The organism is Pseudomonas sp. 2hn, from assembly GCF_019646095.1.
GTDB lineage: Bacteria > Pseudomonadota > Gammaproteobacteria > Pseudomonadales > Pseudomonadaceae > Aquipseudomonas > Aquipseudomonas peradeniyensis.
In genome coordinates, this window is the sequence record NZ_CP081016.1 from 2,237,454 (window position 1) to 2,255,262 (window position 17,809).

The 17,809-nt window shown below is 56.1% G+C and carries 7 protein-coding genes; 3 read left to right on the plus strand and 4 right to left on the minus strand.

The features are described 5' to 3' along the window. Nucleotides 1–44 precede the first annotated feature (44 nt). The 4 genes from K2O50_RS10295 to K2O50_RS10310 are packed head-to-tail and all read right to left on the minus strand — an operon-like array spanning nucleotide 45 to nucleotide 10,623. Nucleotides 45–5,537: a hypothetical protein gene (locus K2O50_RS10295; RefSeq protein ID WP_050706421.1), complete on the minus strand. Its 5,493-nt coding sequence runs from the start codon at nucleotides 5,535–5,537 to the stop codon at nucleotides 45–47. After that, on the minus strand, nucleotides 5,530–7,074 hold the full coding sequence (locus tag K2O50_RS10300) for a hypothetical protein (protein WP_050706422.1): 1,545 nt from the start codon (nucleotides 7,072–7,074) through the stop codon (nucleotides 5,530–5,532). Before K2O50_RS10300 ends, K2O50_RS10295 begins: the two co-directional genes overlap by 8 nt. Then, a complete protein-coding gene (locus K2O50_RS10305) occupies nucleotides 7,071–9,218 on the minus strand; it encodes an ATP-binding protein (RefSeq protein ID WP_050706423.1) in 2,148 nt (715 codons plus the stop codon). The genes K2O50_RS10300 and K2O50_RS10305 overlap by 4 nt, the downstream gene beginning before the upstream one ends. Before the next feature lie 19 nt (nucleotides 9,219–9,237). Continuing rightward, entirely contained in the window at nucleotides 9,238–10,623 is a 1,386-nt protein-coding gene (locus tag K2O50_RS10310; RefSeq protein WP_050706429.1) for a DNA cytosine methyltransferase, read from the minus strand. A 520-nt stretch (nucleotides 10,624–11,143) separates the two neighbouring features. Here K2O50_RS10310 and K2O50_RS10315 point away from each other — a divergent pair. Genes K2O50_RS10315 through drmB form a run of 3 tightly spaced genes read left to right on the plus strand, consistent with a single transcriptional unit; the run spans nucleotide 11,144 to nucleotide 17,776 of the window. After that, entirely contained in the window at nucleotides 11,144–12,805 is a 1,662-nt protein-coding gene (locus tag K2O50_RS10315) for a nuclease-related domain-containing DEAD/DEAH box helicase (protein ID WP_082337795.1), read from the plus strand. Continuing rightward, complete coding sequence (locus K2O50_RS10320) at nucleotides 12,795–15,959, plus strand: hypothetical protein (RefSeq protein ID WP_156329652.1); 3,165 nt, start codon at nucleotides 12,795–12,797, stop codon at nucleotides 15,957–15,959. Before K2O50_RS10315 ends, K2O50_RS10320 begins: the two co-directional genes overlap by 11 nt. Before the next feature lie 2 nt (nucleotides 15,960–15,961). Continuing rightward, entirely contained in the window at nucleotides 15,962–17,776 is a 1,815-nt protein-coding gene (drmB, locus tag K2O50_RS10325) for a DUF1998 domain-containing protein (protein ID WP_156329653.1), read from the plus strand. Nucleotides 17,777–17,809: the final 33 nt, after the last annotated feature.

Genomic DNA, 17,809 nt, shown 5'->3' on the forward strand with positions numbered 1-17,809 from the left:
TAGGAGCCTCCTTGCCCGGCCCGCGTTCGCAGGCCGGGCCGTGGTCAGGCTTGGGCGGTGAGTTCGAAGAAAGGCATTCCCCGTATGACCTCTCCAGCCACGTCGAATGACTTGTAGAGACAGTGGTGGTTAGGAAGGGTCTTCACTCGCTCTGATAGCTCTGCCAGGTCCGATGTGAAGCCGAGTACTCCAAGCTCCGCGGGTGTTGCGTTGGGTACCTTGTGGATGAACCAGGTCAGTAATGGTTCCCGGTAGTCGGTTGCCCCTGCCTTGAAATGTCGCAGGTACTGCGAGGCAAGGATGACGCCCGTCCCGAACTCGCGGCCCTGCAGTAGCAACTTGCGGAGCACGTCAAACTCATAGCGCATGATGTTGTCCGCCTCGTCCACCAATAGGTACGAATCGATGGCCCGGAGCTGTGGGGACGTGCCAAGGAAGGGGCGCTTCGGCGTGCGTAGCATGTTCTCATAGAACATGTTCAGCATGATGGCGACGAGCAGGTTCTTGCTCCTGTCGTCCTGCCCCATGGAGTCGAGGGATATCACTACGACTCCATCGAAGAACTCGTCGAACGGCTTCGTTTCCCCTGAGCGCGCGAAGACTTCCATATCCACTAGGTCGTCGATGATAGCCATCGGCGAGTCCGACTTCCCTGCGAGTAGCTCTCGGTACTCGGCATGGATATCGTAGATCGTTGGCTGACGGCCTTGCCCACCAGCCACCTCGTAGGCGCTGCGGACCGCACCCTTAAGTTTGTCCCGCTGCACGGGGCCGATGCCGGAATACACCTTGTCGAGTACGTCGGCGAAGAAGCGAAACCTGTCCAGCCAAGGTGCGGAGGACTCCCCCATCCCTGTGGTGTCGAAGAGATTCAGGGGCAGGCGATAGGGTTTCACCACCTTGGCGCCCGTGGCCTCGACAAAGTCCTGGCTGCTGTAGTCTCGCTTGTAGTCGAAGATCAGGAACCTTGGCGTGATTCCGCGGTTGGCCTCGCGGGCCCTGGATATCTGCAGGATTAACGATTTGAGGAACTGGGTCTTGCCTGTCCCGAGGTCGCCAACGACACCAATGTTCAACTGGTTGAGCCGGGTGTCGGATATGTTCAGGCAGAGGGATCGAGGCTCGAAACCATCCACAGTCTTGCCAACGGACAGGATGATCCCTGTCCCTGGCTCGTCAGTTGGGGGGGTAGGGCTTGCCCCTGGTTCCGCTACGCTGATAGACGTCTGATCGACCAGACTGGTGGATGCCTCGGGGATATCTTCTGCTGGGACTACTATGGTGTAGCCCGCCTGGGCATCGTCCGGGGGAGTGATGTCGGGCTGCACGATTGGGGTGCCGACCGCACTTGCCTGGCAGGGTAGCAGCCCCCAGTCGCCGACCTTTGCACGTACGCCATCATAGAAGGACTGTGCGTCATTCCCAACGATGATACGACCGGCATCTCGGCTGGCAATGACAATGGTCTCTGTGTACTTGTCGCCATCGCGATCATGCGGGCTGCTATGGAGCGACGCGTCCACCACGATCAGCCGCCCCTTCTCATCGATGCTGATCGGCGGGGTTGGGCTGAGTATGGCTGCAGCGATACGCTCATGGTAGCTAGCCCAGCGGCCGGCATGCCCACCTACTGCCTGATGCTGGCTGTAGACTCGCAGGCCGAAGCCGACCATTGAGAGCAGCAGGTGCTGGAAGGCAAGGCGCCATGCCAGAGAACGACCTGCACGTTCCTCGATGGCACGAAGCAATGACGACAGGGCCTTGGCTTGGGAGAGTGCCTCGGTTGATTCGCCTGCACCGAAGACGACTCCCTGCCTGCACTTGACCTCTATGGGCGTAAGGTGCAGATGGATATTGTCGCTGCATGCTCGCACGCCCACTACCAGCAGATCCGGACGCGACAGGGAGGTATCCTTGCGCTCCTTGCCAAGGGAGCGGGCAAGATCGGAAAGGTAACCCCGGAAGGGGTCGACGGGGATGATTATTGCTATCGTCGAGTCCTCCGGTGATCCGGCAAGCACCGGCAACAGGCTTTCCTTGTTGCCTGTCACACGGAACTGGTCCTGCAGCAGCCGGACAGCGAGGAACAGGCCAAGGTCGCCCGTCGCCCCCGTATCGTCCCCGGAGAGGCCGCGCACCGTAGGAATCCCCCTGCGCGCAACCTCGAGGAGGATTTGCTCGACCTGATCGTCGTCCAGATCTTCGCACCCAGGAAAGGGCTTCAAGACTCGCCGCAGCGCATCGCGGTCAGCCTGCTTGACCTGCGATAAAAGGTAGTAGCCGCTTGTGTCGCCTGCGCGATGCGAGTACGAGGGGAGGTCGTAGTCCCATAGATACGTTCCTTGTATCCAGCCACCGAGGAAGCAGGCGGGGTCGATCGCCGACGACGAGACAGCGACGAACCCAGCGCTGTTTTCCTCGAGCATGCTGGACACTGCATGGACATTCGGGGAGAACTGCAGGCCGACCTTGCCGTCCCGGAGCCTTTCCAGCATGAGCATGCATGCGGAAACCTTGTCGGCGAACGGTTCGCCGGAGGGTGGCATCTGCAGGCCCTGCCGGGATTCACTCAGGAAGGAGGCCTGGAGTTGGCGCCTGACGCGGTGCCTGATCAGTCCGCCGGTTCCCATCGGCGAGAGCATTCCGACTTCCTTGGACTCGGGTTGGGCCGAATCTAGTTGGGCAATGATGCCCAGATCTGGCTTGGACCCAGCTGGTTGCTTGTCATACCAGCGGACGTGGTTGCCTGTGTCCTCGGAGAGGTTGGCGATTGTCGCCTGGTCGGGCCGGCCAGCCTGCCTGGTATCGAATACCTCCACAATCCTTGGCCCGACACCGTGCCGCGGGGTGTCATGGTCCCCGTTGCCGAAACGCTTGGTGCACCAGGTGGCCAACCCTTCGTTGCATGCATCCGTGGTGCCACCTGCGCTAGACACTACCAGGCTGACGATAGGCTTGGCTGCCAGGAGGTCGGTGACGTCGTCGAGTGCTCGTGAGACCTGGGCGGGGCTGAACCCGCTCGATATCCCTCCAACTGCGAGCCCGAAGCTACTGTCGAACGGGGCCCGGCGAGCGCGATCGGGTATTTGACCCAGCCGGGAGCCGTTCCAAAGCACGGACCAGTAGTCGGAGCTGCATTCGACGGAAAGGAAGTCGACCTGATCCACTCCTTCAGGTGCCTGCAGCGAGATGGTCAGTAGATCGGGGACGCAGTCCGGATCGAGGATGCTTGCTGCCGGGCACGGGGCTTCGCCCTCGGCCTCCTCACGGAGTATTTTCTGGGCGAAACAGTGCCATGCGAGGCGCAATGGGTGCAGGGGGGAAAGGATGATGGCGTCTGGTATCCTTCCCAGGGTACGACCATCCGGCTCCAGGGAGCAGACGGCAATGGTGTCGATCCAGCAGGCGATACCTGGGTCGGCGTCCAGCCAAGACATGAACGCTCCAAGATAGTCCTCGACAAGGGAGCGGAACCCAGGGTCTTCGGATAGCCAGGCACCAAGCGGCGCTGACTCAAGGAGCCCCGATTGGTCGTCGCTACCACGTATGTAATGGGCGATCCCCTGCCGGGCCTCGATGAAGCCCTTGGGAGGTTGGAAGCTCGTGGCCTCGGGGCGGGGGTCATGCAGGAAACGCCCGTTTGAGAGTACAGGGCCGTGCGGGGCGTCCCAGTCAGGAGGGGCCCACCGGGACGCATAGTCGTCCGCGATCACCAGTGGCCTGAAGGAGTTGGATACGTTCTGATCCTCCAGTACCCACGACTGCAGGCTGGAGGAGCGTGCATTCCGGTCGAGATGGACAACAGCCTTGGTATCGAACTTCTCGAGATGCCGTCGGTTGAGCTTGATGAGCCGCTCGAATTCGCTCCTGCAACCTTCCTCCTTTGCCTCTTCGCAGGTCAGGTATACCCGGCAGGCCTTCGGAACTTGCTCGCCGGCTTCAGTAAAGGCGATGTCCAGCTGGTACTTGCCATCGGCCTCGACCTCTATTAGGTACTCGTCTTCCCCAACTTGCCGTGGTTCGATTGTCTCCCGCCGCTCCTCGAATTCGGTGGCATCGTCCGGCAAGCCTTCTACCTTTCCAATGCTCGCCCCCGGAGCAAGGTGGAGCTGGAGCTCATAACGACCGGAGCCAGGCAGCGACAGGGATGTTTCCCAGTCCATCGCAGCTGAGTTCTTGCGGGGCTTCCTCGGTGGCGAGAGCTTTGTCGCAAGCCTGCAGGTAACGAGTATTCCGGGCTTCCAGCTCGCGAGGGAGATGACCCGGACGCTCGCAGGCTTGCAGCCGTCCGCGGAAACCTTGTAGCTAATTGGCGCTTTGTGGGAGGAGGGAAATAGGTCAACGTGGCTGGTAGTCCCATTAGGGCTCGCTGGCAATGACGTCGGAACCTTGCCGTGGGATCCGCCTGTCAACAGGAGCTCCTTTGGTTGGCTCTCTTCGCTTGTGGAAATCAATAGCTCGACTTTGTCCCGTACTACGGCTGGCAAGCCTTTCCCCATAGGGATCAAACTATTGGTACACCGGATCGTTAGCTCGCCGACGACCTCGTCAGGCTCGTCGGCAAGTAGTTCCGTCCACTGCTCGGTGGTGAGCGTGGTCCACCAGGATGGAGGAGGCGCCTGTTCAATATCGGCACTGGGCAAGTAGAAAGCCGCTGTGGCACGCTCGAAGGCCGTAGGTACGTCGCAATTCGATTGGAGATGGGAAAGCAGTTCGCGCAGCGCTTGCGCAACCCCTTGTTGGACGCCTTGTGCCAGGCGCTCGATGCCAGTCTTGAAACCGTCCGCAAGCTCGTCGGCGATTTTTCCCAGGACCGAAAGCTGAGTCTTGGCGGAAATTCCTCCCTCCTTCATTGGGGGAAGACCACATGCCAGTGATAGCGCTGTTCCTGCAGGCAACCCTTGATTCGCGTTTGCTATCGAATAGATGCGCGAGAGTAGGCGCCAGGCCGCGCGATGACCTCCCTTGTCTGGATCCACTTCGTCGACCGAGGCTGCGGTTGCGCGGACCAGGCCCCTGGCATCATCCCTCTGGGCGTCCGTTATGCCGGCGGCGAGCAACGCCTCGTTGACTGCTTGCTGGACAAAGCCATCCTCCCACCATTGTTCGAAGGATGCATGCCCGGTGCTGGTAGCTGCCCCCAATCCGAATTCGTCGGTGGTTGACTCGATCGAGAGGTTGTTGTGCAGTCCCGGCGGGACCAGGGCAATAAAGCTAGGGTTGGCAGGGTCGTTGCGTACATCAAGCAAGTGGTCGTTGTCACATTTACCGGATGCTCCGATGCGTGGCCTGGGTCCCTGCAGCTGGCCGGCTGGATACTGGAGCAGTACCGGCAGAGTCACCAATCCTCCGTCTGCCCCGCTTGGCACTTGAATACCCCCGTTGCGGACCAGCTCGTCGTAGGCCGGCTCGAGTAGCTCGAGGGGAGGGCCGCGGAAGATAAGCCGATATTCTAGGCTGGTACCTCCGAACCCTTGTGTCGAGCCCCTAACTTTCTCGTGGACAGTGGCGGCAAGCCAGTGTGCAAGTCTATTCATGTTCCGGGCCCTGGCTGGCTTGGTTTATGGGGAACGGGGGGAGTAGCAGCATGCCACTTTCGGCATCGGGGCTATCTAGCACTAGGCCGAGCATTCGCAACTGGTGGCCCAGGTCGTTTCTGCCAATGTCATGCTTGTCCACGGCCATGCCATAAGCCTCTAGGTGCTGTCCAAGCCGGTGGACCGAGCGGGGGCCGCCCATTCCTGCAAGGGCGCAGTGGACCAAGGCAAGCACGGCGACGGGGCCGAGGGAGACAATCCATGGGCTGGACGGGCTGCTGCCTTTCTTCTTCAGTATGTATCCCTGATCGTACCCCCTCAGCAATGGGACTGCAGCCTGGCGTTGCCCGAGGACGTGCCGCGCAAACTCCAGCAGGTTAGAGCCGATGCCTTTCTTGCAAAGAAGCGCACGGGCTTCTTGCTCGCGCACATCGGCAATCGTCTCAAGCGTGCCTAGGCGAGTAAGCTCGGCCTTGTGCTGACGAATATGCTGGCAAAGTGCAGCAATTCCGGCGCTCGAGGAGAGGTTGCCAGAATAGGGAGCTCCTATCTGCGCCAAAGACCAGAGGAGGGCATTGATTCCCAGCCGGGCATTTAGGTAGCTAGACACCTTGTCCTTGATGCCTTGGAGGGCTTTTCCCCCGTACGTCATGTACTGTGGGGCTTCCGGGAACAGCGCCCGTCTTGCTTCCAGTTCACTGGAAGGAGCAATGCCATCCGTTAGTGCGGCCCACAGGCAGCTCCAAGTCCTGGCGTGGACGTCGCACAGCCACGTCACGTGGGATGCGGCTGCCAGGCGAAGCAATGCCTCGAGAAGGCTAGTCCACTGCCGGCGGGTCATTGAACCCTTGGCCTGCATGATGGCCTGTAGGTCCTTGGTAAATCGCCGGGCGGGGAGGAAGGGGATCCCCAGGAAATCTGCCGTCTCCAACGTGACCATCTCGTCCGCGGGTATTGGCGAGAGTGCCCAGTTGCTTGCTCCTGGGTTCCACGCCGATGTCTCTTGGTCAAGCCAGCGTGCGAAGACATCGTCCTCGTCGTCCACGCTCAATGCAGCGAAGAGGCGTTGCCAAAGTCGTTGCGCCGTCTCCCCATCCATTGATCCCAGGCAGACCATGCGGCGAATCAAGCTGCCTGCGGGCCACGAGTTGCTGCTCAGACGGGCAGACCCGGAAAAGAGTGCAGCCCCGGGTACGATGGGAGTTACCTGAAGGAAACGCTTGGATGACTGGTTGGGAAGCTTCGGGCTCTCCAGAATCCCGTGAAGCACAGTATTCCAAGCCTCTACACCGACTACCGCTCCTGTTGGTGGGGATTGGCGTTTCTCGCGGAGTTTCTGGATACGCTTATCCAGATCTCGCCCGGCCTGCGGCACGCTGCCCTCGCTGGCTGTTGCGAAGCCTATGGTTCGGTAGAGCGAGGCAAGCAGGACTTCCGAGCTCGCATACTCAGGGGCAGGGCTGATTGCCAGGGCCGACTTCTGGTAGTTCGGATGTGATTTGCTCCACGGGGTCTGCTTGAAATCCGCAAGGCTCATACGTTGTCCTCCCGGCTTTCAGCAAAACCATTCCACGAGCGGCCGACCACCGTGCCATCTGTGCCGATGCGGATCCGGGCATCATCGAGTAGTTCATGGTCGCGGACAATCGGGCCGGAAAGCCGGGCCTTAGTCGTGTCCAGCAGTGCAACGACTGTGCGTGGAAGGGATGCAGGTGAGAGCCCTCTTTCCAGTTCCTTCACAGCTTTGAAAAGGTCGTAGGTCAGTGGGACTGGCTGGACTGATTGCCCTTGGCCGACATGGAGATAGCAAATCGGTGGGTGAGGGCGTCCCTTGTTGTTCTGGGGGGACATCCGGACCGGGCTCTGCGGGACGACCAGCGTTGCCTGGCGTTGTCGAGGGGGGAGTGGTTGGCCAAAGGTAGTGGTTAGTGACACCTCGAACTCCTTCCCAGTGTTCAGCAATTCCTTTACTTGCCTTACCACCTTGAAGAGGTGATGGTGCTTGTCGCTGTCCTCGACGACCTGCTGGAATGCTTCGAGAATGGGAGCGTCCGCCACGATGGCCGTCCGGGTGCATATGCTTCTACGTACTAGGCGACATGCGAAATCACGGAGGACGTGCTGGATTCGGCTGGCGGCCACTGGCCTCTTACGCCGTATGCTCGGTAACGAAAGCATGGCGTCTGATGCGGATAGGCGCCGGAGTAAATCGAGCTCGTTTGGCGATAGCACCTGATACTTACGAACGAACTCAATACCTCCGGCCAGGGACCGACTGAAACGCATGTCCAAGTCGCTGAGGACTATTGTGTTTCGACTGCTGACTGCAACTTCGCCGTCTGGGCTTGCGAAGGCTGGATCTAGCGTTTCGACCAGACCCTCCAGCAGAGGGGCGATGGTCGCTGGGAGATAGTGGCTTTTGCGCTCCGAAAGGAAATAGACAAGCCCCATTAGGGTTCGCCCTTCCTCCATCTCGAGTTCCTTCTCGAGACCAAGATCCTTGAGGTCGCGCCGGAGCGAGGTAGCTGCGTCCTTGTCCCAACGATGGAAAAGCGCATGTTGGTAGCTCGAAGTCGACAGGTGGAAAATGGCAGTTAGCGACTGCTTGTCATGCCTTTTCGCCGTTAGGGCCTTTTGGTCGAGGTCGACAAGGTTCGCAGCCCATTGGCAAGGAGTGGACTGGTGGGGAGTCCCAGAGGGATCGTGGACTACAGGATGGTGGCCTGCTAGCAAGTACGAGGTGAGGGAGAACAGGTCCCGGAAACTCCAGCGCTTGCCACTGGCGAGCTCATACCAGCGCAATATCTTCAGCAAGGATGCCCTGTTCTCATCCCGCGCGAGGATGGCCTGGCTGGCGCAGAAAGGGCATTTGTCGCCTGCTGGGCATTCCCCTTTCGCTGGCCACATATCGGGAGCAGTGGCTTGGCCAAGGAGTATCTCGGCAGGGGCTACGGGCTCGTCGTCCGGCTTTACCAAGAGCGACTCGGCATCCATCGGCCAGACTGCAATGGATGGGAAACCATCGAGGGGCCAGCATGAGGGCGCGTTGTACGCCAGGCTTACAGCCCGGGTAACCGCCTCGAGAAGAGTTCGTGCTTGTTCCAGATTGTTGTCTATTGCGTGGATCAGGGCATCATCGAGGACACCACGATTGACACAGCAGAGATAGGCTTGGGTTGGAGGTCCATCCAGTAGCCTGGCAAGTTCCTCTATAAGAAGGACGGGGGCGGTGCTTCCCTCATGTCCGGCGGTAGCAGAGGCATCCTGGACAATGTCGAGGCTCAGTCTGTTATCTAGCTTGGCAAGGCTGCCGGCATCTACCCTGGCCAGCCGGGGGACTGCGGAGCCGGTTGAGGGATGGAAGGCTTTCGAGAGTTCCTCGACCAACCGGCCATCGCACCCGAGGCTCTCGTCGAGCCAGCGGATGGTGCACTCGATTGCCTCTGTCTTCCCATTTCCGGGACCACCCACAAGCAGGACAATCCTGGGGGCAGCTGAGGTCTCGGTGGGAAGCCTGTCAGCCCAGGCCTGGAGACGGGACAAAAGGTTCGTCCGTAGCAGCTGCTTGTTAGGCTGGCCGCTATTCTTATCCAGCAGCCTTTTTACGCCTCCTGAGTGATGGCCGGCCCAGTCGACAAGCGCGGCCGGGTATTGCGCCCCTTCCAGTTGGGAGCTATCCATTCCCTAGACTCCTATCAATTCAAGCGATGGCCATCATTTTTTCTTCTTGCTTGAGATCCGTGTGCGCCTTAGCTAAGAGCACAGTCTCCTGCAGCATTGTCTGGATCGCCATGCCAATGGCCCTGGCAAGATAGGGGGGCACAGCGTTGCCCACCTGCGTATAGCGTGGGCACTCCTTTGTGCGCTGGCTGCCCCCAGTTGTGAACTTGCCACGGAACCTGAACCAATCAGGGAACGACTGCAGTCGCGCAGACTCCCGGACTGTCAAGATCCTCGGCTCGCTATAGTGGAGAACGTCATCCGGCAGGGTGGTAATGGTGGGCGCCGGTGCGCTTGCCTGCATCGGATAGATGCGGTGCTTCTTGAGACCGTACTTTTCCCTTTGAGCAACATTCATCCGAACACCCTTGGCGCATTCGGTGTCATCGATAATTGCTTGGAACCTATCCTTGATTTCCGCCCTGTGTCTTGCCAGTCGCAAGCTGTCAACGTCGCCGAAACAGTTCTGGTGCATCAAGTGTTGGAAATGAGTTTTGGGGCCGGTATAGCGGATTTCATCAAAACCTTTTGGCGAGTCCTCGTCACTGCAGGGCCTTGTACCACGACCTTTCATTTCTAGATCTGAAATGGCATCCACGGCAGCGACTTGATCGGGAAGATCGAGCTCTTGCAACTGTTTGAGACGAGCTTCCTCGAGGAGGTCAAAAGCTCTAGGCATACCTCCCTGAAGATGATGGGCAAGATCCCTACGCAGACCGATCACGATCAGGCGTGGGCGCTTTTGCGGAACCCCAAAACGAGATGAGTCGACAATTCTACCCAGAACCTCATATCCGATCTGATTCAGACTTTCGACCAGCTTGTCGTAATAGGACTGTGGTTTGAGCTGAAGCCCTCGCCCTTTCGAGATTTCCTCTATTAGCTTTCGCCCCTTAGTGGTATGGGCCACCTTCATTCCTGGAACATTTTCCAGAACGAGCGCCGCCGGTTGGATGGCTCTCACCATCTCCACGTACTTTTCGAACAGTTTGTTGCGCGGATCAGCTTCCTGTCGTTTCCCCGCGAAGCTAAACCCTTGGCAGGGGGGGCCGCCCGCAAGCACCTGTACCTTCCCTCGAAGAGAGGCAAGCTCGGTGCCGTGCTTGTCAATGATGTCATCGATACCCCAGGCTTGCTTCTCGAGCCACGAGGGCCAGGCAAATGGGGTGATGGGGACATCTTTCCGATCAATCAAGTTCGTAGACAACGTCTTGAAGGCCATCTGGTCACGCTCTACAGCGAATACCCCGTTAAGCCCGGCGAGAGAAAGGCCCAGTGAAAGACCACCGCATCCCGCAAACAGGTCGGCAAAGCACAAGGGCTGGGAGAGATCGGGGGGAAGTGGGAAGTGCTCGATTTTCTTCATGGGCTCCTGTCCGGGGTCGTCTGTGCTCAGGGGAAGGAGTCTCTGGCACGGTGCATTCTGGTTGTTTGCAGAGAAGCGCTCATCGTGGGGAGCTTCCGTATCCATACAGACCTACTCAATATGGCCTTGGAAAAGTCAACAGTCCAAAGGGGCATGGTACAGGGTTGGTGCCTCGTGGCATCAAGCATGGAGTGCCGCAAGCACAATGGCAATGACTTGATGGGCTGTCGCGTTGGGCAGCTTGGTTTTCCGTACAAGCCAATGATTTTACCAGCTTTTCTTATTGTTTCAGCTAGGTTTTGGGGGGCTTCTGTAGCGCTGAACACCCTGAATCGCGCTGTGGGCCCGCTGACCGCCTTTCTTGACGGCTCAGTGCTTGACGGGGCGCGAGCTCCAAAGGTCGGATTGTACTTGTGGCGAATTGATGGCATATCTGCAGCAGTCGTTAGGAGGCCGGCGTCAAGATCGGAGCCGCAACTCCTAGCTGTAAAGCTGAGATTCCGAGGGAGCGGTTCTGAGAATGTTGATCCTTCCAAGTACGCCTTTGCCTGAGTCCACGGGATCCGAGCGCAAGGTCCTCTCATTGTTAGGTCGTGTCGAATGGGGTGACAGTTCGGCAAGAGCATTGAGTTCGTTAAATCTATCAGAACATGTCTATCAGCGCTGGGGCGAGATCGATTTCCTACTTGTGGGTAAGCGTGGGTTAATTGCCATCGAGGTAAAGGGTGGGAATGTCACCTGTGCTAGAGGTAAGTGGATGTACGAGGACCGCCTTGGTCGAGTGGTAACCCGGGGGAAGTCTCCCTTGGTTCAAGCCAAGGATGCCTATTTCTCTCTAGTGAAGAATTACGTCGAGAGGCGGTTGGGGAGCGGTTTTGCGTTAGAGGTGCCTGCTGGGTTCTGCGTGATTCTTGCGGGAATGGCCCGGAAGGATCTTGGGGCGATCCTTGGAGGGCCTGAATTTCCTTTGGCTTTGATTGGGACGAGGGATGATCTAGCCAATCCTGCGAGCTTGCAGAGGTTTCTCGAAGGAGTAGCAGACTACTGGCGGCTCAAGAACAAGTCTCGGCGTGGACTTAGTGCTGATGAGGTATCAAACCTGATTGGGCTATTCCGGCCAGAGTTTGAGCTGGTGCGTCCATTGCAGCTAGCTCGGCAGGAAATTGAAGAGCAACTGCTTTCGCTTACGGAGGAGCAGTACAATCTAATAGATCTTTGGGACGGAGCCGAGAGGGTTTTTTGTTCTTCACCGGCGGGTTGTGGCAAGACACTTCTTGCGGTGGAAATGCTTCGTCGAGCAGTAGCGAATAGAAAAAAGCCTTTATTACTTGTAGGAAGCCAAACCCTGGCTTCCGCTTTGCGTTTAAAGACGGGTCTTGACTCCTATATCTGTTCTATCGAAGAGCTTGAGAAATATGAAGCCTCGATGAGGCCGCAAGTAGAAGTGCTGCTGATAGATGAAGGTCAGCTAATGCTGTCCTCCGAACGAGTTGCGCTGACGGATAAGCTGGTTATCGGCGGAATCGCACATGGCCAGTGGGGCTGGTTCGGTGATCCTAGCTTCCAACAGGCTACTGGGGAGAATCAGTTTTCCTCTTCGCTTCAGCTTTTCCAAGATGCAGCCTCCGTTCGTCCACGACTTACGAAGAATTGCAGAAATACACCGGAGATCATTCTTGCTACTGAACTTGCAGCTGGAATCCCTCTAGGCCATGCGGTGGTAAAAGGCCGCGGTCTAAGCCCGACGATGCAGGGGGTATCTAGTCGGGAGGAGATTATAGCTGCTGCCGCAAGGCAAGTGCGTACTTGGTTGCGAGAAGATATTCCACTTCAAAGTATGACGTTGCTTACTAATGATTCTAATCAGAGTGAGTTAATTAAGTTTCTTTCGGTTAGTGCTGGTGCTCCAGCGGCTGATTGGTCGTCTGGAGGCCACGTTAGTGGGGTGTTAGCGGTTTCATCCATTGAGTCATTTAGAGGTCTTGAGTCTGGCTTCGTTATCATTTGTATATTCGGGCTGGATTTAAGTGATGATGATCTTGATCGAGTACTATATCTGAGTATGACTCGGGGGAACTATGGCTTGTCGATCTTTGCCGAATCAATGACTCTGGATAGAGTTCGCCTGCGTATGGCTGATAATGCAAGCCGGCATTTTAAGGAGGTGGTTGATGGGCGTTGAAACTACAAGGGGGGCTCGCGCAGGGCTTGTTAACTATATGCGGTCGAGACTTATTGGTCCGGCAGAAGGCACGTACGAAGAGTTCGATGGTTCCCCTCTCTTACGATATATGATGGGAATGCTGTTCCCTCGTGAGGGGGAGTTAGATTTGGCAGCAGATGGTACTGAAGATGTTGGTCTTTCTACAGACGACGAGTCCGACCAGACTGTTGGTGCAAGTCATCGTGCAATGCCTTCATCTGTTGGGTTGAGTTTTCTCGTCGCGCAAGGGGGAGCTCTTAAGTGCAATGTTTCCGCATCTACATATGAGCGGCTAGAAAACGAGCGAGGTTCACGCTCCCGAAGGCGTGGTGAAATGAAGTGGCGACGGATTCCCGTTCCTTCTGCCGGTACGGAGACAGTGGACATCAATCTGGAACAAAATTTCAGGCCGTTTCCGGTGCTGGGCGGACGGGCCGAGGTGCACATTAAGTCCAGGCCTTGGCTTGATGGTGCCAATTTATTGACTGTGACGCTAGTCAACACGATGGAAAAGGGGGGGCAAGGGTTTGACCCAGAGAAAGTTCTCTTTCAGGTCGCTTTGTCTGTCGACGTGGTGGACGGCGAGTTCCTGCCTTATCCAAGGCCACGCTCAGCTGCGGTAAGTGACCAAGAGGAATCAGAAGTTCGCTACCTCTACAGAAACTCCCCCATATATGCTCGTGGACATGGCGCTTCGGCAATGTGGGATGCGCGGTCGGAAGTCAAGTGTTCCCATGTTTGGGTGGAGTTCTTGCCAACGGCAGAGGTCCGCGCGGCAACATTCGAAATTGGGGCGAGCGATTCACTTGATGAGAGGTTTCGGGACATTGAGTTCCTTGCATTCAGTGATAATGTACGAGAGGTGCAAAATGTCCTGACCGGACTTAGCGAAGCATTTGAAGAGTGGCTAGAGTCCGAGGACATTCTTTGCCGGCAATTCGAAGAGGATGCCGGCTCAGGCCTGGCTGAAAAATGCCGACTCTGGCAAAAGCGAATTAAGGCAGGAATCGAATCGCTATCTAATCCAGAAACCTTCGCGGCATTTACACTAGCAAATCGGGCAATGTACTGGCAGATGCTGATGGCGGAACAGGCGCGGGGCGGTGCTGGTGCATCGGAGGCGGCTTCAGTTCCTCAGTTGGAGCGAGGGAGGGGCTACAAATGGCGTCCGTTCCAGATTGCTTACTTCCTCGGAGTGATTCCGTCACTTCTGGATGGCGACCAAGACGAACGTGAGGTTGTGGACGTTATCTGGTTCCCTACAGGGGGAGGGAAAACAGAAGCGTACTTGCTTGTAGCTGCCTTTGAGCTTATCCGTCGCCGTATTGTATACAAAGAGTTGGATACGGCTTCGGCTGTGTTAAGTCGCTATACGCTAAGGATGCTGACTACTCAGCAGTTCCAGCGAGCCGGAATGCTCGTCTGTGCTTTGGAACTATTGCGTCGAGATATGCCTGAGTTCCTATCTAGCCGCCCATTCTCTGTTGGGCTTTGGGTGGGGAAAAGTCTTACTCCAAACAAATTCCAGAAGGCAATGGAGCTTTTTGATGAGTGGAGTCCGGCTCCCGAAGGAATGAAAAATCCATTTCTTTTGGATCGTTGCCCTGCATGTGCAACTCCTATTGTAAATATGGCTACAAAGGAAGTTGGGGTGGATTGTGGGCCGGCACACTTTCTGTTCAAGTGTTTGAGCCCGAAGTGTGATTTTTACGAAAATATTCCAATGCAGATTGTAGATGAGGCTTTGTATAGAGAGCCACCCTCCATTCTGCTCGGTACTCTAGATAAGTTTGCGGGGTTGAGTTGGGATGAGCGGCCGAGAGTTTTCTTTGGTGGCATAAATGATAATGCACCTCCTCCTTCGCTTATAATTCAGGATGAGTTGCATTTAATCTCAGGTCCGCTGGGTTCCATATGCGGTCCCTATGAGCTGGCAATTGATTCAATTATACGGGCGCGAGGGAGAGGTAGAGGCGCAAAGATTATTGCATCGACAGCGACAATAAGAAACTCGCGTGAGCAAATTAAAGGTATTTATGGCAGGAATTCCACTGTGTTCCCTTCTCCAATCAGGAATTGGGATGATGCGTTCTTTTTCCGTTTAGAAGATCCATCTAAGGTTCCGGGTCGCCTATATGTCGGGGCTATGGGGCAAGGGGCGACTACTCCCGTCGTCTCAATGGTGTGGGTAACCGCAGCACTATTGCAGGCGAGTGCGGAACTCCGACTTACAGGTGCACTCCGCGATGCTTATTGGACGGTGTTGGCATATGTCAACAGTCGGCGTGAGCTCGGCAGGACGATGACTGCTGCTTCACAGGAAATACCTGATCGGATGAAAGCCATCGCTAGCGCAGAGGACCGTGTGCGTGCGGTGGAAAATGTCATGGAACTTAGCTCGCAAATGTCCACCGATATGGGGGAGGCGATTCGTAATTTAGAGCGAAGGGGCGACAAGTCGAAGCCGGCTGTGGACTTGGTTCCATGCACAAGTATTATCTCAGTCGGTGTCGATGTGGATCGACTTGGGTTGATGCTAATAAACGGTCAGCCAAAACTTAACTCGGAGTATATTCAGGCTTCGAGTAGGGTAGGTCGATCTAGATCGGCGCCGGGCGTCGTGGTTACTCTCTATTCCCCTGCTAAGCCGCGCGATCGATCGCATTACGAAGACTTTCTCTCATATCATGAGTCTTTCTATCGGTTCGTCGAGCCGACTAGTGTTACGCCGTATGCGCCTCCGGCAAGAAAGCGAACCTTACATGCCGCAGTTATCGCAATGATTAGGCATGCAACAAGCTATGCCGCCAATAATCAGGCGGGAAGTGTTAGATTTGATGAGGTTGAAGTAATTAGGCTTCTAGAGAACTTTCGAGCGCATGTGAGAATGGCTGACCCTAGTGAAGCGAGTAGGGTCGATCTTGAAATTGATGAAATTATTGCAAGGTGGAAGGAGCAGGGTGAGTCTGGACGGTCGGTATATTATACGTGTCCTGGTCCACAGTTCGTGTCAATCTCTGCTTCCCTTATACGGGATTTTGGTGAGCCACCTGCGTTCGGAATGTACGAAGCTATGAGATCTGTTCGTAACGTGGATCCAGATGTTGAACTTACCCCTGTCGGGAGGCAGTAACCATGGCAAATAGACGAGTCGTTCGTCAGGGGCAGCTTATTAGCCCATTTGGGGTGGGCGCTATTATCGACATCGGTTCGGAGTCTTTTGTGATGGCTGATATCAGCCGTTGGTATCCGGATGGAGTGCGCCAGATTGCGGACAGTAATTTAGAAATAAAGCTTAAGAGACCAATAAAGACTCCTATCGCAAAAGACGGCGTGAGGTCGGTTGCTATTCATCGATTCCCTCGTTGGTATTTTTGCCCTCGATGCCGCTTGATGCGTTTTGTTACGGGGGCAGATGATGTTGGTAATGACTACAAAACCCCTACTTGCGCAGATCGAAAGTGTAGTGGTGAGTTAACACCGATGGGGTTCGTGGCAGCGTGCAAGCATGGACACATGTCGGAAGTAGACTGGCATTGGTGGGCTCATTCATCTAGATCTGCAGATGATGGGAAATGCAGTCGACAAGGTGCGCGCATGTGGTTTGAAACAACTGGGCAGGCCGGAGGAGACTGGTCTGCTGTTTCTGTGCGATGTGGGTGTGGGGCAAAAAGAGACTTTACCGGTCTGGTTCAGGTGGAGGCTCCACATGGTATGCGATGTGGAGGGGGACAGCCCTGGCAATTCAATCCTCCGCAATGCAATCAGCCGTTGTGGGTAAATAGGCGTGCAGCAAGTAATCTTCACTTCCCTCGCACAATATCAGCTTTGGACTTGCTGCATGCTAATAGTACTGAAAGAGATCTTGCGCTGAAGGAGGTCTGGAGAACAAACGTAAGCTGGTCTGGGCTCAAGGCATTGTCGTCTGCTGGGGTTTCACTTCCCTTGATACTGCAGAGTGCTGAGTCTATCGTTACCTCGATTGCTGAAAGGTATGGTTGTGATTTGGCGGTAGTTCGAGAAGCCTTGGTTGCGGCTCTAGCTGTTGATGAGCTTGAAGCAGCAGTTGAAGATGAAAATCTTGCTGATGTACAGGCCGAAATTCTTGACGAAGAATGGCAAACTTTATCGGGAATCCATGATGTGGAGACGGACTCCTTGATAATTAAGCGTACAAGAATACCGTCAGAGTGGCCCAATGAACTGTTGAGGACAATACGGTCTGTATCGTTGGTCAGGCGTCTGCGCGAAGTCCGTGCGATATTGGGATTTAGGAGAATATCTCCGGACGAAGAAAGCTCTATGATACCGGTAGATCTTGGTCAACGCGCCGCCGGATGGTATCCAGGAGTGGAGGCATGGGGGGAGGGGGTCTTTATTCAGCTGGATGCAGACGCGGTAAGGTCCTGGGAGCAGCGAGTTGCCAAGACCCATTCGCAGCGCTTAAAGGTGCTGGCAGAAAAGGCCGCGGGCTTCGGGTGGCAAGCGGAAATGGCTAGTCCTCGTTTCTTGCTGTTGCATTCGTTTGCCCATGCAGTCTTGCGAAGGCTTTCATTTGATGCAGGATACTCTGCATCTTCGATACGAGAGCGGATATATGCGGGCCCACCCGGCTCGACGGCCTGTGGGGTTCTGCTGTATACCGCCGATGGTGACTCTGAAGGGTCGCTCGGCGGATTAGTCCGAATGGGGGAGCCTGAGAGGCTTGGAGTTCTCCTGCAAGCTGCGCTTCTGGATATTGCATGGTGCTCGGCTGATCCCGTTTGCAAAGAAAGCGAACATCAAGGGCTGGGTGGGATGAGTGCTGCATCTTGCCATGCTTGTATGCTTATTTCGGAAACAAGTTGTGCATTTAATAATTGCTTGCTAGACAGGAGGACATTGGTCGATCTGGGAGGAGTTGAACCATTCTTTAGGCTCGATGATTTTATGGAAGAGACTGAGGGGTAGTCTCATGAGATTCCCAAAGTTAACAGATCTCGA

Bases quoted from the DNA above. Each gene is read 5' to 3' on its own strand.
- K2O50_RS10315 (WP_082337795.1), top strand. From the start codon at position 11,144: ATGTTGATCCTTCCAAGTACGCCTTTGCCTGAGTCCACGGGATCCGAG.
- K2O50_RS10320 (WP_156329652.1), top strand. From the start codon at position 12,795: ATGGGCGTTGAAACTACAAGGGGGGCTCGCGCAGGGCTTGTTAACTAT.
- K2O50_RS10300 (WP_050706422.1), bottom strand. From the start codon at position 7,074: ATGAGCCTTGCGGATTTCAAGCAGACCCCGTGGAGCAAATCACATCCG.
- K2O50_RS10310 (WP_050706429.1), bottom strand. From the start codon at position 10,623: ATGAAGAAAATCGAGCACTTCCCACTTCCCCCCGATCTCTCCCAGCCC.
- K2O50_RS10295 (WP_050706421.1), bottom strand. From the start codon at position 5,537: ATGAATAGACTTGCACACTGGCTTGCCGCCACTGTCCACGAGAAAGTT.
- K2O50_RS10305 (WP_050706423.1), bottom strand. From the start codon at position 9,218: ATGGATAGCTCCCAACTGGAAGGGGCGCAATACCCGGCCGCGCTTGTC.
- drmB (WP_156329653.1), top strand. From the start codon at position 15,962: ATGGCAAATAGACGAGTCGTTCGTCAGGGGCAGCTTATTAGCCCATTT.